Raw genomic sequence first — 18,482 nt, 5'->3', positions numbered from 1 at the left:
GACAATTAATTCGGCCGCAAGGTTAACAGCCTGAAACGGAGAGACAACAAAATCCGGGAAACTTTACGTAAAAATACGTGTCGCGTTCAGAATTACCGCTGCCTCTGCGCTACGCAGTGTAGACTATATTGTCCACATCAGGTGTCCAATCAGCGGAGCCAGCACCACGGTCACTACGCCCGAGAGCATCATAACCAGGCTGGCGACCACGCCCTCCTGCAGCCCAAGCTGATAAGCACGCGCCGTTCCGGCACCGTGCGACGCAGCCCCAAACCCGGCCCCTTTCGCCACACCCTGCTTGATTGCGAGGCGCAGAAACAGCACGTCACCTACCGCCATGCCAAACACGCCAGTGATGACCACAAACAGCGCAACCAGATCGGGCTGACCGCCAATTGGTCCGGCTGCGGCCAGCGCAAACGGGGTAGTAATGGAGCGCACCGCCAGACTGCGCTGGATTGACTCTGGCAGCGTCAACAGCCGCGCCAGCCAGACCGAGCTGCAGACAGCGACCAGCGTGGCGGTCAATACGCCCGCGCTCAGGGATAGCCAGTGCCGCTTAATAATCTCCACGTTCTCATAGACTGGCACTGCAAACGCCAGCGTAGCGGGTCCCAGCAACCAGAGCAGCCAGTGGTTTTCAGCAATGTAATCCTGCCAGCTGATGTGCGTCAGCAGCAGCAGTCCGACCAGCACCAGCGGCGTCATGACCAGTGGCATTAACAGCAGTGTCCGCCAGCGGCTATAAAGCCGTTTATTCAGCGCATACACCAGCAGCGTAACCGCGACACACAAGAGACTGATGATAAAATCACGCATCTGGATTCTGCTTACGCGCGGCGCGCGCGACTTCATACTGATAAAGCCGGTCCACAACCCAGGCGGTCGACGCCAGCACCAGCGTCGTACTGACACCAATCACCACACAGATGCGCCAGCCATCCACACGCAGTAGCGCGCCATAGTTCACGACCGCTACCACCGCCGGAATAAAAAACAGCAACATTTCGGCCAGCAGCCAGCGTGACCCGGCTTTTACCCAGTTCAGCGGCACAATCCGCGTTACGATCAACGCCAGCAGCACCAGCATCCCGACGATATTGGCAGGCAGTGGCAGGTGCAGCCAGCTCACCAGCTGTTGACTGGCGACAAACAGGCCAATATATAACCCTACCTGCAGTGGCAGGCTAAGCCATTGCACTGCGCGGTTGCTGAGTGGAGTGAGTGCTAACGCCATCGCCTGTCTCCCCGATTAAATTGATGTCGCCAGTATAAAACGCCAACAGAGTGTGAAAAAAATGAATTAAAATTATCGTAATCATGCCGGAAAGGAATAGTTATGGACGTGCGCGCCCTGCGTTACTTTACTGAAGTGGTTCGCCAGCAGAGTTTTACCCGCGCGGCACAAAAGCTGTTTGTGACGCAGCCAACTATCAGCAAAATGCTGCGCCAGCTGGAGGAGGAGCTGGGCTGTACGCTGATCCTGCGCGATGGCCGTCGTCTTCATCTTACCGACAGCGGTCAGGCGGTCTATCAGCGTGGCCTGGCGATCCTGCAGGAGTTTCATCAGCTGGAAGCGGAGATTGGTGACATCAACCAGCTTAAAACCGGCGAGCTGCGACTCGGCATTCCGCCGATGGTCGGTATGCAGATAGCCGGATCGATTTCCGCCTTTCGCCGCCGCTATCCCGGCGTTCAGCTGAAAATCTCTGAGTTCGGCGGTCTGACCGTTCAGCAGGCGGTGCTGGCGGGCAGTCTGGATATCGCCCTGACCGCACTGCCGGTCGACGCTGAGCTGCCGCTGAACACCCTGCCCCTGATGCATCATCCGCTTTGCGTGCTGCTGCCGCGTCGCCCGGAGTGGCTCAGCCGCCAGCAGATTGGACTGGCAGAACTGGCCGCGCATCCGCTGCTGATTTTCAATGAGGAGTTTTCGCTGAATCGTCAGCTAATGCAGGCGTTTCAGCGGCTTAACCTGACGCCCACGGTGGCAGTGCGGAGCGGTCAGTGGGATTTTCTGGCGGCGATGGTGCAGGCGGAAATGGGGCTGGCGATTCTGCCAGAGCCTATCTGTCAGCGGCTGGATAAGCAGTCGCTCTTGTGGCTGCCGCTGGAATCGGAACTGAAGTGGAGTCTGGGTTTAATCTGGCGGGAAGGGAGTTATCTGTCGCGCAGTGCGCAGGCGTGGATCAACTGTTGCCGGGAGCACTGGCCGGATGAGCCGCCGCGCCTGTCGGTGTGAAAGGCTGGCACGCCCGCATGAATGCGCAGGCGTGCCGGTCAGACTTACTCTTCTTTTTCGATCAGCAGCGCTTCCAGTAGATCCAAATCGTGCAGTAACGTCTGCATCGTCTCATTGGAAATTTGCTGGGTCGCGCGGAGATGATAGAGCTCCGCGCGCTCGGCACGCAATCCGGTCAGGCGGAAGCGGCGCTCAAGGTTCTCAGCATACAGCGCGTGTTCGAGGTCATTCTTTCCTTCGGCACGACGACGCAGGTTGCCAATCACTCGCAGGCTCACCTCTTTCAGCAGTTCCGGATCGATGTTCTCTTCCAATCCGTTCTCCAGTCGCTCTTCCATCTTGTGAAGGCTTTCAATCGCGGCGCCTGCCATTACCGCACGGGCATTCTGCAGCTCACGGCGGTGCGCGCCTTTATCAATGGTATCCACGCCACGCAGGAGAATCGGCAGCAGCACTACGCCCACCAGCAATGAGAACAGAATCACACCGGTGGCGATAAACACCAGCTCATAACGCGCCGGGAAAGGCTCGCCATTGGTCAGGAACAGCGGAATCGACAGCACACCGGCCAGCGTAATTGCACCGCGCACACCAGCAAAAGAGGCGATCAACAGCTCACGTAGCGAGTAGTTAGAGAACTCCATCGGCTTCTTCTTCAGCAGCCGTTTGCTGAAACGCTGCATAATCCACAGCCAGCCAAAACGCACGATCATCAGCGCGGCGTAGACCAGCCCGATATCGGCAAACAGCATCCAGAGTTCGACGTTCGGATCGGCCTGTGCCTGGTCGATTGAGGTCTGCAGAATATCCGGCAGCTGCAGGCCCAGCATCAGGAAGACCATGCCGTTGAACACGAACTCCAGCATCTGCCAGACGCTGTTTGCACGCAGACGCATCGCCAGCGGGGCCTGACGAATAATACCGGAACGGGTGATGGTCATACCGGCCGCCACCGCCGCCAGGATGCCTGAAACACCCAGATGTTCAGCAATCAGATAAGAGGCGAAAGGCAATAGCAGCAGCAGTACGGTCTGAGTGGCCGGATCGTCACCGCTCCAGCGGCTGAGCAGGCGCAACGACTTACCGTAGAGCCAGCAGATTGCCACACCCGCGACCAGGCCACCCACGGCGACCTTCAGAAACTCAATGCTGGCACCGCCCCAGGTAAACACCATCGTGCCCATGGCAACGGCCACGGCAAATTTCAGTGAAACCAGACCCGATGCATCATTCATCAGGGCTTCACCCTGCACAATCGACATAATCTTTTTGGGAATGCGGCCTTCACCCACAATGCCGGAAAGCGCCACGGCATCGGTAGGCGACAACACGGCCGCCAGCGCCAGCGCCGGAATCAACGGGATACCCGGCACCAGCCAGTAGATCAGATAGCCAATGCCGAACACCGTAATCAGCACCAGCGCCAGCGCTAAGCCAATTATCTCGCGGCCATGATGCAGGAACTCACTGATGGGCGTCTTCCAGCCATCCGCAAACAGCAACGGCGGAATGAACAGCACCAGAAACAGCTCTGGATCAAAGTCGACATGCAGACCAAACGTTGGCCAGGCCAGCATCGCACCCACGGCGATCTGAACGAGTGGCAAGGGGATCTGAAAAGGGAGAATACGAGCCGCGACGCCAGAGAGCGACACGACCAGCGTCATGATGAGAATTGTAAAAAAGATTTCCATGCTTTCCTTAGGCGTCGTTTCTTTCAATCATTGGTTAAGCATTAAAGTGTAAAACAAACTGCGGTGAAGGGTGTCAGCTACGCGTGCGCCGGGCGGGAAAAAAGTGACAAATACCGGGCGCACAAGCGCACGCCCGGTTGTGCCGTCAGATAGCCCAGCCACCGGCGTAAAATGCCACCAGCGCGACAGCAATAATGACCGTACCGACGTTGAGCTTACGCCATTCACCGGCAAAGAGGCGGCCCACCACCAGGCTGGCAAAACCGATCATGATGCCGGTTACGATGTTGCAGGTGAGCACAATGATCACGGCCGTTAGCAGGCCCGACATCGCATCGACAAAATCATTGAAGTCGACTTTTGCCACGTTGCTGAGCATCAGCAGCCCTACATACATTAAGGCGGGTGCGGTCGCGTAAGCCGGCACCAGATAAGCCAGCGGTGACATAAACAGAATAGCGAGAAACAGCAGGCCAACCACAATCGCAGTGAGACCCGTTTTGCCGCCTGCTGCGGTGCCTGCCGCCGATTCGATATAGACCGCAGCCGGTGATGCGCCCACCAGTCCCGCGAACAGGCTGCTGACAGAATCACTGGTCAGCGCACGGCCGCCATTAATAATCTGGCCCTGTTTATCCAGCAGATTGGCCTGACCCGCGACCGCGCGAATCGTGCCGGTAGCGTCAAAGACCGCGGTCATCACGAGTGCCAGCACGCTGGGCAACACCACCGGCTGCAACGCGCCCATAATGTCCAGGCTAAACAGCAGCGACTGCCCGCTGGCATCACGCAGGCTTGGCAGTGCAAACAGTCCCTGCCACTTCACCGCTGGGTCAAAGATCAGGCCCAGCAGTGAAATAGCGATAATCGTCAGCAGAATGCCGCCGGGCACCCGCCGCTTCTCCAGTCCAATGATCGCGGCCAGTCCCAGCAGCGTCATCATCACCGGGAAACTGGTGAAGTGGCCCAGTGCCACCGGCAGGCCCGGTGCCGGATTTTTTACGACCAGCCCGACGCCGTCAGCCGCAATCAGCAGCAGAAAAAGGCCAATCCCGACGCCGGTTCCGTGCGCTACACCCATTGGCAGATTACGCAGGATCCAGGCGCGGATGCCGGTCACCGAGATCAGGGTAAACAGCAGGCCCATCAGAAACACTGCACCCAGCGCCACCGGCACGCTGATGTGCTGACCCAGCACCAGGCTGAAAGCGGTAAAGGCGGTTAAAGAGATCGCACAGCCAATCGCCATCGGCAGATTGGCCCATAGCCCCATAAGGAGGGAGCCAAAGCTGGCGACCAGGCAGGTGGCGACAAACACGGCGGAGGGGGAGAAACCGGCTTTGCCCAGCATTCCCGGCACCACGATGACGGAGTAGACCATCGCCAGGAAGGTGGTGAGTCCGGCCAGAATTTCCTGCCGCACGCTGCTGCCGCGCGCCGAGATCGAGAACCAGGCGTCCAGTTTTCCACTGGCCGGGCGTGATTCAGTTGACATAGTTGAGCCTCAAATTTCTTGTTGTGTGGATCGCTCTGCGACCATCGCTGTCCCTGGAATAAGCGGGTAGACGGCGTCACTGCCCGGTTTAACCTGGCAGGCAAACGTTTACCTTGCCGCAGATAGTTAGCCGCTAAAATCGGCCAGATAAAAAGGCAGAGGATTATCGGGCGTTTAGCGGCACATTTTCAACAGCAACAGGGAGATTCATCAGCATAAAAATCAGAGGTAAAGAGGGGAGAGGCGTCCGGTACAAGCCGTGATCACTTGCTGACATCCTGAAGTTAAAGCGATTTTCCGAAGAAAAAGCGCACCGGCGCAGGCATGAGGAGACCCAACGCGCCGGTGGAAAAGAGGACTAACCTGGCAGTGAAAGCTCGCCGCCCTGATCAATCGCACGTTGCCAGGCAGCACGCTGCTGCACGACCTGAAGCCATTTCTGCGTGGCAGGCATCTGATCGAGTCCGGCACGTTGCGCCAGCGCCAGCAGCGGAAAGCTCATCTGGATATCCGCAATCGAGAAACGCTGGCCGGCAAACCAGGGGTGAGTAGCCAGATGCTGTTCGATCATCTGCATGTGCGGCTTCAGCTGTTTATCCAGGAAAGCTTTCTGCACGCCTTTGCCGAATGCTGCCCCAACCGGACGCAGCAGCCAGGGCACCGGTGCTTTGCCCATCTGACCAAAGATTAGCTTCATGACCAGCAGTGGCATCAGCGAGCCTTCGGCATAATGCAGCCAGTAGCGGCACTGTAGCCGTGATTCCTCATCACTGACTTTCAGCCGGAATGCGTGGTCATGTTTCTCTTCAAGATATTCGAGAATGGCACCGGATTCTGCCACCACCCGATTGCCATCGGTAATGACGGGCGATTTCCCCAGCGGATGCACTTTTCTTAACGCCTCCGGAGCCAGCATGGTCGGTTCGCGTTGATAGCGTTTAATCTGGTACGGCACTTCAAGCTCTTCCAGCAGCCACAGCACCCGATGTGAGCGCGATTTCTCGAGATGGTGAACGGTGATCATCATGATTCCCTGTGTTTTGACCTTCACCAAGTATAGACGTCACTCTGTATCGGTATGTTTATCATCCTGTTCCGGGTCGAGTAGCACGGCACCTGAGCCCTGCTGACCCAGCCGATCGCCGGGGTTGCGCAGCGGGCAGTCGCGCATCGACAGGCAGCCGCAGCCGATACAGCCATCGAGGTCATTGCGCAGGCGGGTCAGGGTTTCAATACGCTTATCCAGCTCTTCGCGCCAGTGCTGCGTCAGGGCATCCCACTCTGGTGTGGACATACGCTTGTTTGCGGGAATATGGTCCAGACTGTCACTCACGGTCGCCAGCGGAATACCGATGCGCTGCGCAATCTTGATAATCGCGACACGTCGCAGCACGTCACGGCTGTATCGCCGCTGATTGCCGCTATTTCGCGTGCTGGAGATCAATCCTTTTGTCTCATAGAAGTGCAGCGCCGAGACCGCCACACCGCTACGGCGCGCCACTTCACCCGGTGTTAAAACCGGTTTTGGATAGTTGCGTTCTTTTTTCATCAGGCTCTTTACCTCAAGTTAACTTGAGGAATTATACTTGCTCTCCATCGAAACCCCTAAACTCCCATTAGCGTTTATTAAACACCAGAAGGATGAGGCCATGATGCAAGAAGAGATCATTCATTCCCTGACGCACTGGATTGACCAGAACCTGGATAAGAGCTTGTCGATTGATGAAGTTGCGGCCAAATCGGGCTATTCGAAATGGCATCTGCAGCGTATGTTCCGTTCCGTAACGAAACAAACGCTGGGTGGCTATATTCGTGAGCGCCGCCTGACGCTGGCAGCTGAAGCTTTGTCACAGACACAGCGACCGGTGTTTGATATTGCGATGCAGTATGGCTATGACTCGCAGCAGACCTTTTCCCGCGTGTTTCGTCGTCAGTTTGCACAGACGCCAACCGCTTATCGGCACACCATGCGTCGTCAGGCGATTCAGCGCCCTCGCCTGCCAGGTTTTGGCTATAACGATCCAATCAATAGCTTTACCCAGCGCACCACCGGCGAGTGTTGCCCGGTTCGCTGATTTTCCGTTGCGCCCGCTCCGGGCGCATCTGACTGATTTCCCCGCCGTTCTTCTTCTGCTGCCGACCCTTCCTTCGTGTCACTGCCACACCCGTGTAAATTTTGTTCAAAATTTAAAATCGGGTGATATAATGTGACCCAAGTCACACTTTGAACCTGGTTTGACGGCGTATAAGTCTCCCCTGACACACTTTTTCGCCGCCGGTGATGTCTGCAGATTGTCAGGATTACCTGTTGATATTGAGGTCCGGCCAATGGCTACGTTAACCACCAGTTTTCTTGTTATGCGTTGGGAATTGCTGAGCGCAGTCATGATGTTTTTTGCCAGCACCCTGAAAACTAAACTTCGTCAGGATAGCCGTCACGTGATGGCATTTATGTGTGGCGGGATTGGTTTAGGCATGACCTGCTGGTTTGTCACCGGTCTGATGGGCATTACCCTGAGTATGGATAACGTGCATAACTTCGTGGAAATCTCAAAGCATGCCTTTATTGAAGCAATGAGCCAGGCGCCTGCTGACTGGCCGATGCCCTGATTGATTGCCTGAATTTTGCGCATAAAAAACCCCGCTAAGCGGGGTTTTTTATATTGCTGTGTGTGCTTAAATTTTCTTCAACATGGCAGGAATATTAACATCCTGCACGGTAGCGCCCGGGCTCTGCGTTCCGCGGCGGTCCTGAATCCACATATCTCCCATCATCTGATTTAAACCACGATCTAAGCCGGTGACCAGTCCTGCACCTGGGGTGAAGGTCAGTTCGCCAAAGTAGATCCGTTCGTCATGGATATACCAGTCCACACGTACGTAGTCGAAATCACTGGCCAGTTTTTTACTCAGTTCGAGCGCATGTTCCAGTGACGGCATAATCGGTGACACATCCAGACCGGTATCGCGAATTTTGTGATAGGCCTCGTTGAGGTTGTTCACGTAGAAATTCATCGACAGCAGCGGCTGACAGCGGTTGTAGATCACCTGCAGCACATATTCGAACTTGCCATCCCGCTTGTTGAACATATGGAACTTGTAATCAATCGGCGCGCTCTTGCCATCACCAATGTACTTCTCAACCAGGATACGTGGCTTGATGTAGCGATAGTGAATCTCACGCGCTTCGTTGGCAAAGTCAGTCTTCAGCCAGCGATAGCAGTCATGAATGATCTGCTGCTTGCGCAGGGCATCCGGCTCTTCCAGCAAAATCTCAACCATGTTGGAGGCGTGGTTCGGCTTGATCACCGTCCCCTTCCAGCAGGGTAAGCTGTTCAGCGTTGTCGGGTCAGTGGTTTCGTGTACCAACGGAATCAGGTATTCATTACCGATTTTTTCAGCAATGAATTCGCGCACCGAGTACTTATCTGACAGACGACCGTAATTCTGGTAATCGCCGAAGATAAACTTACGGTACAGCACCTTCTCATTGAACACTTTTGGCTGACGCAGATTGGGCAGCTTTCTGAACTTGTGGAAGTAGTAAATGCGGTCCTGATAAGCCCAGGGCATCTTCTTAATAAAGTACTGCACACTTCTTCTGAGTTCTTCTTTCAACTTGAGCATATCTGACCTCATTTGTATGTTTTGTAGTTGAGTGAGGAAACCTGAATCTTTTGAATGACGCCGTTTTTAAAGAAGTAATTCATTACGGTCAGGGACAAAAGTTCTGAAAGGAAAACGCTCCACGCGGCCCCCATGATGCCGTGACCCTGGATCAACCACCAGGAGAGCGGCAGACTGATGACCATCAGGCAGATGATTTTCCTCAGTAAGTAGTTAAATCCTCCCTCTTTGACCATGTAGCGATACGCTACGGTCCCCATTGCCGAAAAGCTGGTCGCTATCGACAGCAACGTAATGAGACTTCCTGACTGTGTGTATGCCGGTCCGTACAACGCAATGATGATCCGCTCGCCGTACAGCGAAATAACAAGCAGCATCAACAATGAAACACCCATAACGTAACCATTGAGCCGCGCAGCCAGCTTAATGGCGACCTCACCGCGCTCCCTGAAGATCTCAGTGAAGCAGGAGGTGATGAGCGCTACCGGGATAAAAATCCAGGAAGCGGAAATGGTATTCGCCGCCGCAAACAGACCCAGATCGCGGGCGGGAGCCGTGCCTGCCAGAAACATCTGTGCGGCTTTGACCTGCACCGAAATAAAGATGCTGGAGATGGCCAGCGGCAGTCCGGCATACATCAGATAGCGCAGATAAGCGGTACGCTTCTCGCGGGGCGGCATCTGATCCTGATGGTCCTGATAAAAGTTGCGACGCTTGATCAGGTAAGGCACCAGCGTGACGGCGACAATCGACAGCGTCAGCCAGAGTGGATTGAGACGCAGCCAGGCGACGATAAAGCTGATGCTGAAACTCAGCAGCATGCCCACGGCGTTAGCAATGGTGTTAAGACGCGAAGCAAGACGCGCGTTGTTATAAACGCTGAAGGTGTCCTGGGTGACAAAAACGGAGGCAACAAATGAGGCCAGTGCAAACGCCAGGAAATTTTCCTGCATGTTGTACCAGACCCAGATTAAGACTGGCACCGAAGTGACCAGCAATAACACCATTCGCAGCGTACGGGCAATGGTCATCAGGCGCAGGCCTTTTGACGCATTTTTGCTGACGCGCTTAAACAGAATGGTTTCGGTGCCAAAAATCGCAACGGTTTGCACCATCGCAAATAGTGAGGTTGAAAACGCCATCTGACCAAACACCGTTGGGCCAAAAGACTTCGCCACGTAAGACGTCACAAAAATGACGCCAAAAACGGAGATGATCTTCTCAGACATCATCCAGGCGGCATTAGACATTACGCTCAATTTCATCGACTCTTCCTTAGTATTACTCAACTACAACCGCTTCGGTACAACATCCCTGTAACGAATTAATAAGCGCTCAGTGGGCCTGGCGAAAATGTAAGACTTCAGACCAAACTGGTCCGAAAATTGAGATGCAAGTCATAATCCGGAGAGTGAATTCAGGATAATTCTTATTATAAATGGTGCGAATCACTTCAAATGGAAACGATTTCAGGCTGAAAATAAAACAACCCTAAAGCGCCTGACCGCCATATTAATCACATCGCTCAGGCTAAATATCCCGCATACGTTGTATTTATTTCGTATTTTGGATGCGATGAATTTATAACAAAAATGCCCCTCCAGGAAGGTACGCCCCCCCGATAAGAATAAAATAAGATTTATCCCATGATGATATTTCTTCTAAATATCTTAATTTAGGCTTCGCAATTCAATTCGCGCACTTTAATACTGCCTTAATAAAACCTTACAGTGCCAGAAATTATTAAAGTCATTCTCATCCATTAATCGATAAGAAAGGTAAGAGCATTTATGAGAAAGTCACGATACAGCGAAGATCAAATCACAAATGCCATTAAAGCTTCTGAATCGGGCGTGAAAGTCAGAGAGATCTGTGAAGAGTTAGGTATCTCTGAAGCCACGTTCTATAGCTGGAAAAAGAAGTTTTCTGGGTTGTCTTCGGAAGAAGGCAGAAAAATCAAGGAGCTGGAAGAAAAACTGCAAAACATCACGCGTGAGTTGCAGACGCTCAACTCCGATAAAGAGATGCTGCAGAGCGTTCTGAAGCACTTCTTTACGACAAATGAAAAACGTCAGGCTGTGGATTTCCTGCAGGCCACCTTCGACATCGGTACACGCCGTAGCTGCAGACTATTAGATATCAGTCGCAGTGTGTACCATTATCCGTCAGGCACGGAGAACCGCTAAACCCAATGCTACCGCGCTTTTTAGACTTAACGCTGAGATTTGTTCTTACCAGAAGAGATGAAGATCATTTAACAGGACAATTGCGGCACCCTTTTCCGCTCCATTTATAACTAATGAATGGCTTCACGGCTAAGCTTCTTTTTTTGCGGTAAAATTGATTCACAACAGCAAAAGTCTCGCATTCTACGCCTATTCTTCCCTTCCCAATCTCGTTGACACGGGATTGGGCCCTCTATTTCTTACGTAAGCCCAGCTAATCGTCGGAACTAATTCTGCTTAATACTATTAAGCTGCTTTAAACATCGTGCGAAAAACAGCCGTCGCCGTTTTAAGTTAACGGTGGCCCTGACTCAAATTCTGCGGCTGCGCTTTAATTTCCGATGATGGGTTTATTGCATAAACTTTCTCCAGGATTAATCCGGGATAAATAGTTTATTGCTCCTTATCACTAACGTTACGCGCTTCTCTTTTCACTCTCATCATTGCGCATCATTGATGCCAGAGATTAATCTTTAATTAATAACGCAAAGGCGGAATTCTCTTACTCATTTATCACTGAGTGAAGTTAATGGTGGTTTTTCGCCTCTCGTTCTCAGTGCCATCATGCAATAAAAAGCCGTGAGAGAAAGCATAACGTCCATAATGCTGCGCTATTTTTCCTGATTAATGACCGATATCTGAGCAATAAAACACGGTCAGACCCGAAAAGGCGTGTTCTCCGCAGACCGTAAGTACCGTTTTTTCACTTAAAAATGGGGGATGAGAGAGACAATTGCGGGAGACGGTACTATCACCTGGTGGAATGAAATCGATTTCGCGGCATAAATCTGTCGGAGAGCGTGCAAATCGGCATAGGGTTTAATCTTAAAAAGCCGCGCGACATGCTGTTCGCGCGGCAGAGCGATTTGGATGGACGTTGCGGTTTACTCGTTCAATGAGACCACAAGAGGTTGAGGTTTAATACGCATTGCCCACAGCACCCCAGCCAGCAGACAAACAATGCCGGTCACAGTGAGCTGCGGTGGCCAGCTTTGATACCAGAGAAAAGTCCACAACAGGCCAAAAAGAATCTCGAAAACGATCAGTGGCCCCATCAATACGGTCGGCAGACGCTGGCTGGCAGCGTTCCAGCATAAGGTGCCGAGCCAGGAGCAGAGCAGGCCAATGGTCAGCATCAGAGAGATAAACACGCCGGGACGCGGCCCAAATGGCAACGAAAAGTCGGGCTGTAGCCAGGTGAGCTGCACACTGACCAGCGCATACATGATCAACGCCATGGGCAATGTGACCAGACCCTGCGCGGTGGCCCAGGTCGACGGCCGCAGCTCGGGATGTGTGCGCAGCCAGCGGGCATTACGCAGCGGATACCAGGTCCAGCAGACTACGGCCAGTAGCGCCAGCACGATACCTGTGAGATAACGGCTCAGATCAAGCAACTGGCCCTGACTTTTTAGCTCCGCCGCGTTTACGCAGAGTAAGCCGGCCGCCATCATGACAAGCGCCGGAAACAGCCGCCGCCACGGCAATCTTCCTTCAAGATGGCCGTAACAGAGATTGGCCGTCACGGCGATCACCACCGGCAGTGTGCCAATAATCATGGTCGAGACCGGGCCGCCAGTGCGCTGAATGGCGTTCGCCAGAAAAGCATAGTAGAAGAGGTTTCCCACCAGCGAGAGTTTTACGGCCTCAAGCCAGTCGGCGCGAGCCAGCTGACGCAGGCGATGACGACCATGCCAGGCCAGCGGCAGCGCAATCAATCCAAACGCCACATAGCGTCCCGCCGACTGCAGCGCGCCGGGGTAGTCAGGCACCAGCAGTGGCCCGACAAAGATCAGCCCCCACATCAGCCCGGCGGTGACGGCAAACATGACACCAGCAAACATGATTCCTTCCTTATATAGCTTTTTGACAGAGTGTGGCGGGTTCGGGCGAGGAATGCTTGTAGCAGATTGCGGTGATATCAGGATTGGCGCACCTGCTTCTGATAGCGGCCCGGCGTGATGCCGTACCGATTGGCAAAAGCGCGGGTGAGATGAGCCTGATCGGTTAATCCCACCGCCGCCGCGACGCTGGCGGCCGCTTCTCCCTGAGCCAGCCTTTGCTTGGCGTCATAGAGCCGGAAAGCCATCAGCATCTGATGGGGCGTCACGTGATAGTGCTGGCGAAAAGCGCGTAAAAAGTGCCATGGCGATAACGATGCCAGCGCTGCCAGCTCATCCAGCCGCACGGGTTCAGCAAGGTTGGCGCGCAGGAAATCTTTTACCTGATCAAAACGATGCCGGGTGTCGGGTCTGCCCTGTGAAGACATGCATGCCAGCGGACGGATCTGCAGCAGCAGTTCCGCGATCAGGCTCTGACGTGCCAGTTCAGACTCCGCCTGCCAGAGTGCGGCAAGTGTTCGGGAGAGCGGTTGCGCCACACGTGAATCGGTCAGCAGCGCCTCATTAAACCACCAGCCGCGATCGCCGGTCAGTTCGTCCATCAGCTGCGGCTGAATGTAGATCATCTGATAGCGCCAGCCCTCTTCGCAAGCGGACTCACCGGTGTGCAGCTCATCCGGATTCATCATGACCAGCGAGTTCTCCGGCGCCGTATATTCAGTGCCACGATAGCGAAAGCGCTGTGCACCCGCTTCGATGGTGCCAATTCCGAAAGCTTCATGGGTATGCGGTTCAAAGGCGTAGCGGGAGATGTGAGCCTGATAAAGCTCCACACCAGGCAGCTCTGCGAGTTGCTGAAAGCGGGCGCGATCTTTCTCATAGGGGAAACTCGCCGGAACACCTTCCACTTCTCTCTCCTTATTTAACCAGTGGGTTAAGCATGCCTGTGACCCGGGTGGAAATGCAAAAGATTGCTATCCATCACGCCGCAGGTAACACTGTTTTTTTAAACCAGATGGAGTTAAGCATGGCACAGCGGGTGGTATTGGTTGTCGATATGCAGAATGGCGTATTCAGCACGCCACGCTTCGATAAAGCGGGACGAGTGGCGCAGATTAACCGGCTGACCGCACGCGCCGACATCACCCTCTTTATACAACATCGTGAAGGCACGATGTGTGAGGGGAATGAAGCGTTTGAGCTGCTGCCGGAAATCGCTCAGCCTGCTGGCGCGCACTACATCACCAAAACCGCCTGCGACAGCTTCTGGCAAACCGAGCTGGGCGCGCTGTTAGAAAGGCTGGCGATTAAGGAATTTGTGGTGTGCGGCTGTGCCACAGACTACTGCCTGGATACCACAATAAAAATCGGAGCCAGTGCGGGCTATGCCATCACCGTCGCTGCGGATGCACACACCACGGCAGATCGCCGCTGGGTCAGCGCCGATGCGCTGATTAACCAGCACAATGAGGTGTGGGCTTCACTGCTGATCCCCGGCAACGTGCCGCGTGTGCTGAGCACGGAGGCCATTCTGGCAGAATGGTCGTAATAGGCCGCAAAAGCCGCGCATAAAAAAAGCCCGCATAAGCGGGCTTTTTGCACTCTTTGCCAGAGAAATTCCAGCCAGCGAAATCAGAATGGAATATCGTCGTCGAAATCCATTGGTGGTTCGTTGTTGTTGCTGGCCGGCGCGCTCTGTGGCTGCTGCGGACGAGACTGCGCGCCGCCACTGAACTGGTTGTTGTTGCCCTGCGGCTGCTGCGGCTGACCCCAGCCATTGTTGTTGCCACCCTGCGCGCCGCCACCTGCTGGTGCACCCGCATTTCCACCCTGCTGACGTCCACCCAGCATCTGCATGGTGCCGCCGACGTTAACCACGACTTCGGTGGTGTAACGTTCCTGGCCGCCCTGATCCTGCCATTTACGGGTACGCAGCTGGCCTTCGATGTAAACCTGCGAACCTTTTTTCAGGTATTCGCCTGCGACTTCAGCCAGTTTGCCAAACAGCACCACACGGTGCCACTCAGTGATCTCTTTGTTTTCACCGGTCTGCTTGTCGCGCCAGCTCTCTGATGTAGCCAGCGTAATGTTGGCAACAGCGCCACCATTTGGCATGTAACGTACTTCCGGATCCTGACCCAGATTCCCGACAAGAATCACTTTGTTAACGCCACGACTGGCCATGTTGCTGTCTCCCGATGAGTTAATGCATACAGTCTAATCTATCAATTCTAACACGTCCTGCGGACTGTTTCCCACTTTCGAGCGAGGTTCCAGTTTTAACGCTCTCTGTTCTGGCGCGCAAGAGTACTGGATATTTATTCAGTCTATTTTTTGTGCCATAATGACACGTTTATTCTGGCCGTGTCGGCAAGGCGCGGTGAGTGCTGCTAATCCGGGAAAGGTGAATGGATAAGATCGAAGTTCGTGGTGCCCGCACCCATAATTTGAAAAACATCAACCTGACCATCCCACGCGACAAACTCATTGTGGTGACCGGCCTGTCAGGTTCAGGTAAATCCTCACTGGCGTTTGATACGCTGTATGCGGAAGGTCAGCGCCGCTATGTAGAGTCGCTCTCTGCGTATGCGCGCCAGTTTCTTTCGTTAATGGAGAAGCCGGACGTCGATCATATCGAAGGTTTGTCGCCCGCCATTTCCATCGAACAGAAATCCACCTCGCATAACCCACGTTCAACCGTGGGAACCATCACTGAGATTCACGATTATCTGCGTCTGCTGTTTGCCCGCGTAGGCGAACCGCGCTGCCCGGATCATGATGTGCCGCTGGCGGCGCAGACCGTGAGCCAGATGGTGGATCAGGTGCTTTCCCAGCCCGAAGGCCGTCGCCTGATGCTGCTGGCACCGGTGGTGAAAGATCGCAAGGGTGAGCACACCAAGACGCTGGAAAATCTGGCGACGCAGGGCTATATCCGTGCACGTATCGATGGCGAAGTGTGTGACCTCTCCGATCCGCCGAAACTTGAGCTGCAGAAGAAGCACACCATTGAAGTGGTGATTGACCGCTTTAAAGTGCGTGACGATCTGGCGACCCGTCTGGCGGAGTCGTTTGAAACCACGCTGGAGCTCTCCGGCGGCACGGCTATCGTGGCGGACATGGATGACAGCGCCGCAGAAGAGCTGCTCTTCTCGGCTAACTTCGCCTGCCCCATCTGTGGTTACAGCATGAGCGAGCTGGAGCCGCGCCTGTTCTCGTTTAACAACCCGGCAGGCGCCTGTCCAACCTGCGACGGCCTGGGCGTACAGCAATACTTCGATCCTGACCGCGTGGTGCAGAATCCTGAACTTTCTCTGGCAGGCGGCGCAATCCGTGGCTGGGATCGCCGCAATTTCTACTACTTCCAGATGCTGCGTTCGCTGGCGGAACACCTCGATTTTGATATCGAAGCGTCGTTCGGCAGCCTGCCCGAGAACGTGCAGAAAGTGATTCTCTACGGTTCAGGCAAAGAGAGCATCGAATTTAAATACATCAACGATCGCGGCGATACGTCTGTTCGCCGTCATCCGTTTGAAGGCGTGCTCAATAACATGGAGCGCCGCTACAAAGAGACCGAGTCTTCAGCGGTACGCGAAGAGCTGGCGAAATTTATCAGCAACCGCGCCTGTGCCAGCTGTGAAGGCACCCGTCTGCGTCGTGAAGCGCGCCACGTCTTCGTCGAGAACACTACGCTGCCGACCATCTCTGAGATGAGCATCGGCCATGCGATGTCCTTCTTTGAAAACATGAAACTCAGCGGCCAGCGCGCGCAGATCGCCGAGAAGATTCTGAAAGAGATTGGCGATCGCCTGAGCTTCCTGGTCAACGTCGGCCTGAACTATCTCTCGATGTCCCGTTCCGCCGAGACCCTGTCCGGTGGAGAAGCGCAGCGTATCCGTCTGGCCAGCCAGATTGGTGCCGGCCTGGTCGGTGTCATGTATGTGCTGGATGAGCCTTCAATCGGCCTGCATCAGCGCGACAACGAACGTCTGCTTGGCACCCTGATTCATCTGCGAGACCTCGGTAACACCGTGATCGTAGTTGAGCATGATGAAGATGCGATTCGTGCCGCTGATCATGTCATCGACATCGGTCCGGGTGCAGGCGTCCATGGCGGACAGGTGGTGGCTGAAGGTACCGTCGATCAGATTATGGCGGAAGACGCGTCACTGACGGGCCAGTTCCTGAGCGGCAAGCGGGGTATTACGGTGCCAGAGGAACGCGTCAAAGGCGATCCGGCCAAAGTGCTGAAGATTACCGGCGCACGCGGCAACAACCTCAAAGATGTCACGCTGACGCTGCCGGTCGGGCTTTTCACCTGCATTACCGGTGTGTCCGGCTCGGGTAAATCGACCCTGATCAACGATACGCTGTTCCCGATTGCCCAGCGAGCGCTGAATGGCGCGACTATCGCCGAACCGGCACCTTACCGCGAAGTGGCGGGGCTGGAGCACTTCGACAAAGTGATCGACATCGATCAGAGTCCGATTGGTCGTACACCGCGCTCTAACCCAGCCACCTACACCGGCATCTTCACGCCGGTGCGTGAACTGTTTGCGGGCGTGCCGGAAGCGCGTTCGCGTGGCTACAATCCGGGTCGCTTCAGCTTTAACGTTCGAGGCGGACGTTGTGAAGCCTGTCAGGGTGATGGTGTGCTGAAAGTCGAAATGCACTTCCTGCCGGACATTTATGTGCCGTGCGACCAGTGCAAAGGCAAACGCTATAACCGTGAAACGCTGGAAGTGAAGTACAAAGGCAAGAGCATTCACGAAGTGCTGGAGATGACTATCGAAGAAGCACGTGAGTTCTTCGATGCCGTGCCGGCGCTGGCGCGTAAGTTGCAGACGCTGATCGATGTGGGTCTTACCTATATCCGCCTCGGTCAGTCCGCCACGACCCTGTCCGGCGGTGAAGCCCAGCGTGTGAAGCTGGCGCGTGAACTGTCGAAGCGCGGCACCGGTCAGACACTCTATATTCTTGATGAGCCGACCACCGGTCTGCACTTTGCCGATATCCAGCAGCTGCTGGAAGTGCTGCATCAGCTGCGCAATCAGGGCAACACCATCGTGGTCATTGAGCACAATCTTGACGTGGTCAAAACCGCAGACTGGATTGTGGATCTCGGTCCGGAAGGCGGCAGCGGCGGCGGTGAAATCCTGGTTGCCGGCACGCCAGAAACCGTGGCGGAGTGTGAGAAATCCCATACTGCACGCTTCCTGAAGCCTCTGTTACAGAAGTAATTCCTGCAGGCCCGCCGCGTGCGGGCCTTTTCATGTCATCTGCTAAAATGCAGAATCAGGCAAGATTCAGACATGTATAGGCATATACGCTTTTCCCCAGGCTGACTATCCTTAAGCAGTT

Annotated in this window: 17 protein-coding genes; 6 read left to right on the top strand and 11 right to left on the bottom strand. The window is 54.6% G+C overall.

All coding sequences use genetic code 11. The features are described from left to right. Window positions 1-123: 123 nt before the first annotated feature. Entirely contained in the window at window positions 124-819 is a 696-nt protein-coding gene (locus H7K52_RS07385; RefSeq protein WP_182629885.1) for an LrgB family protein, read from the bottom strand. Next, window positions 812-1,237, bottom strand: a complete 426-nt coding sequence (locus H7K52_RS07380; protein ID WP_033763398.1) for a CidA/LrgA family protein — start codon at window positions 1,235-1,237, stop codon at window positions 812-814. Before H7K52_RS07380 ends, H7K52_RS07385 begins: the two co-directional genes overlap by 8 nt. A gap of 102 nt (window positions 1,238-1,339) precedes the next feature. Here H7K52_RS07380 and H7K52_RS07375 point away from each other — a divergent pair, with 102 nt between their 5' ends. After that, window positions 1,340-2,242, top strand: a complete 903-nt coding sequence (locus H7K52_RS07375; protein WP_008926616.1) for a LysR family transcriptional regulator — start codon at window positions 1,340-1,342, stop codon at window positions 2,240-2,242. 44 nt (window positions 2,243-2,286) lie between these two features. Here H7K52_RS07375 and H7K52_RS07370 read toward each other — a convergent pair whose 3' ends face one another. The 4 genes from H7K52_RS07370 to soxR form a co-directional block, all read right to left on the bottom strand. Continuing rightward, window positions 2,287-3,936 carry a Na+/H+ antiporter gene (locus H7K52_RS07370; RefSeq protein ID WP_182629884.1) on the bottom strand — a complete coding sequence of 550 codons (1,650 nt, stop codon included), beginning with the start codon at window positions 3,934-3,936 and terminating at the stop codon, window positions 2,287-2,289. 145 nt (window positions 3,937-4,081) lie between these two features. Then, window positions 4,082-5,431, bottom strand: a complete 1,350-nt coding sequence (locus H7K52_RS07365) for an NCS2 family permease (RefSeq protein WP_003855722.1) — start codon at window positions 5,429-5,431, stop codon at window positions 4,082-4,084. Window positions 5,432-5,789: 358 nt separating this feature from the next. Beyond that, window positions 5,790-6,455, bottom strand: a complete 666-nt coding sequence (locus H7K52_RS07360; protein ID WP_003855723.1) for a glutathione S-transferase family protein — start codon at window positions 6,453-6,455, stop codon at window positions 5,790-5,792. A gap of 39 nt (window positions 6,456-6,494) precedes the next feature. Further along, window positions 6,495-6,980, bottom strand: a complete 486-nt coding sequence (gene soxR / locus H7K52_RS07355; protein ID WP_003855725.1) for a redox-sensitive transcriptional activator SoxR — start codon at window positions 6,978-6,980, stop codon at window positions 6,495-6,497. Window positions 6,981-7,080: 100 nt separating this feature from the next. Here soxR and soxS point away from each other — a divergent pair, with 100 nt between their 5' ends. Together soxS and H7K52_RS07345 are read left to right on the top strand one after the other, a co-directional pair. After that, window positions 7,081-7,506: a superoxide response transcriptional regulator SoxS gene (gene soxS, locus H7K52_RS07350; protein WP_003855727.1), complete on the top strand. Its 426-nt coding sequence runs from the start codon at window positions 7,081-7,083 to the stop codon at window positions 7,504-7,506. A gap of 253 nt (window positions 7,507-7,759) precedes the next feature. Then, on the top strand, window positions 7,760-8,041 hold the full coding sequence (locus tag H7K52_RS07345; protein WP_008926612.1) for a YjcB family protein: 282 nt from the start codon (window positions 7,760-7,762) through the stop codon (window positions 8,039-8,041). 66 nt (window positions 8,042-8,107) lie between these two features. Here H7K52_RS07345 and H7K52_RS07340 read toward each other — a convergent pair whose 3' ends face one another. Together H7K52_RS07340 and H7K52_RS07335 are read right to left on the bottom strand one after the other, a co-directional pair. Then, entirely contained in the window at window positions 8,108-9,058 is a 951-nt protein-coding gene (locus H7K52_RS07340; RefSeq protein ID WP_008926611.1) for an ATP-grasp fold amidoligase family protein, read from the bottom strand. Window positions 9,059-9,066: 8 nt separating this feature from the next. Then, on the bottom strand, window positions 9,067-10,323 hold the full coding sequence (locus tag H7K52_RS07335) for an oligosaccharide flippase family protein (protein ID WP_003855732.1): 1,257 nt from the start codon (window positions 10,321-10,323) through the stop codon (window positions 9,067-9,069). Between the two features lie 525 nt (window positions 10,324-10,848). Here H7K52_RS07335 and H7K52_RS07330 point away from each other — a divergent pair. Continuing rightward, a complete protein-coding gene (locus H7K52_RS07330; RefSeq protein ID WP_003855733.1) occupies window positions 10,849-11,244 on the top strand; it encodes a transposase in 396 nt (131 codons plus the stop codon). Between the two features lie 923 nt (window positions 11,245-12,167). Here H7K52_RS07330 and H7K52_RS07325 read toward each other — a convergent pair. Both H7K52_RS07325 and H7K52_RS07320 read right to left on the bottom strand, forming a co-directional pair. Then, window positions 12,168-13,127 (bottom strand): DMT family transporter, encoded by a 960-nt coding sequence (locus H7K52_RS07325; protein ID WP_003855735.1) that lies wholly within the window; start codon window positions 13,125-13,127, stop codon window positions 12,168-12,170. A 77-nt stretch (window positions 13,128-13,204) separates the two neighbouring features. After that, on the bottom strand, window positions 13,205-14,032 hold the full coding sequence (locus H7K52_RS07320; protein ID WP_182629883.1) for an AraC family transcriptional regulator: 828 nt from the start codon (window positions 14,030-14,032) through the stop codon (window positions 13,205-13,207). Window positions 14,033-14,151: 119 nt separating this feature from the next. Between H7K52_RS07320 and H7K52_RS07315 the strand changes: the two genes are divergently transcribed. Then, a complete protein-coding gene (locus tag H7K52_RS07315) occupies window positions 14,152-14,673 on the top strand; it encodes an isochorismatase family protein (RefSeq protein WP_182629882.1) in 522 nt (173 codons plus the stop codon). Window positions 14,674-14,756: 83 nt separating this feature from the next. Here the strand turns inward: H7K52_RS07315 and ssb1 are convergent, their stop codons facing one another. Beyond that, window positions 14,757-15,308: a single-stranded DNA-binding protein SSB1 gene (ssb1, locus tag H7K52_RS07310; RefSeq protein ID WP_003855743.1), complete on the bottom strand. Its 552-nt coding sequence runs from the start codon at window positions 15,306-15,308 to the stop codon at window positions 14,757-14,759. Window positions 15,309-15,532: 224 nt separating this feature from the next. Between ssb1 and uvrA the strand changes: the two genes are divergently transcribed. Further along, window positions 15,533-18,361, top strand: coding sequence for an excinuclease ABC subunit UvrA (gene uvrA / locus H7K52_RS07305; RefSeq protein WP_003855745.1), 2,829 nt, complete (start codon window positions 15,533-15,535; stop codon window positions 18,359-18,361). Window positions 18,362-18,482: the final 121 nt, after the last annotated feature.

It is taken from the genome of Pantoea hericii (genome assembly GCF_014155795.1).
Taxonomy (GTDB): domain Bacteria; phylum Pseudomonadota; class Gammaproteobacteria; order Enterobacterales; family Enterobacteriaceae; genus Pantoea; species Pantoea eucalypti.
Note: the sequence above shows the minus strand (reverse complement) of the source record. Positions and strands in the feature narration are given on the sequence as shown.

Bases quoted from the DNA above. Each gene is read 5' to 3' on its own strand.
- H7K52_RS07385 (WP_182629885.1), bottom strand. From the start codon at position 819: ATGCGTGATTTTATCATCAGTCTCTTGTGTGTCGCGGTTACGCTGCTG.
- H7K52_RS07380 (WP_033763398.1), bottom strand. From the start codon at position 1,237: ATGGCGTTAGCACTCACTCCACTCAGCAACCGCGCAGTGCAATGGCTT.
- H7K52_RS07375 (WP_008926616.1), top strand. From the start codon at position 1,340: ATGGACGTGCGCGCCCTGCGTTACTTTACTGAAGTGGTTCGCCAGCAG.
- H7K52_RS07370 (WP_182629884.1), bottom strand. From the start codon at position 3,936: ATGGAAATCTTTTTTACAATTCTCATCATGACGCTGGTCGTGTCGCTC.
- H7K52_RS07365 (WP_003855722.1), bottom strand. From the start codon at position 5,431: ATGTCAACTGAATCACGCCCGGCCAGTGGAAAACTGGACGCCTGGTTC.
- H7K52_RS07360 (WP_003855723.1), bottom strand. From the start codon at position 6,455: ATGATCACCGTTCACCATCTCGAGAAATCGCGCTCACATCGGGTGCTG.
- soxR (WP_003855725.1), bottom strand. From the start codon at position 6,980: ATGAAAAAAGAACGCAACTATCCAAAACCGGTTTTAACACCGGGTGAA.
- soxS (WP_003855727.1), top strand. From the start codon at position 7,081: ATGATGCAAGAAGAGATCATTCATTCCCTGACGCACTGGATTGACCAG.
- H7K52_RS07345 (WP_008926612.1), top strand. From the start codon at position 7,760: ATGGCTACGTTAACCACCAGTTTTCTTGTTATGCGTTGGGAATTGCTG.
- H7K52_RS07340 (WP_008926611.1), bottom strand. From the start codon at position 9,058: ATGCTCAAGTTGAAAGAAGAACTCAGAAGAAGTGTGCAGTACTTTATT.
- H7K52_RS07335 (WP_003855732.1), bottom strand. From the start codon at position 10,323: ATGAAATTGAGCGTAATGTCTAATGCCGCCTGGATGATGTCTGAGAAG.
- H7K52_RS07330 (WP_003855733.1), top strand. From the start codon at position 10,849: ATGAGAAAGTCACGATACAGCGAAGATCAAATCACAAATGCCATTAAA.
- H7K52_RS07325 (WP_003855735.1), bottom strand. From the start codon at position 13,127: ATGTTTGCTGGTGTCATGTTTGCCGTCACCGCCGGGCTGATGTGGGGG.
- H7K52_RS07315 (WP_182629882.1), top strand. From the start codon at position 14,152: ATGGCACAGCGGGTGGTATTGGTTGTCGATATGCAGAATGGCGTATTC.
- ssb1 (WP_003855743.1), bottom strand. From the start codon at position 15,308: ATGGCCAGTCGTGGCGTTAACAAAGTGATTCTTGTCGGGAATCTGGGT.
- uvrA (WP_003855745.1), top strand. From the start codon at position 15,533: ATGGATAAGATCGAAGTTCGTGGTGCCCGCACCCATAATTTGAAAAAC.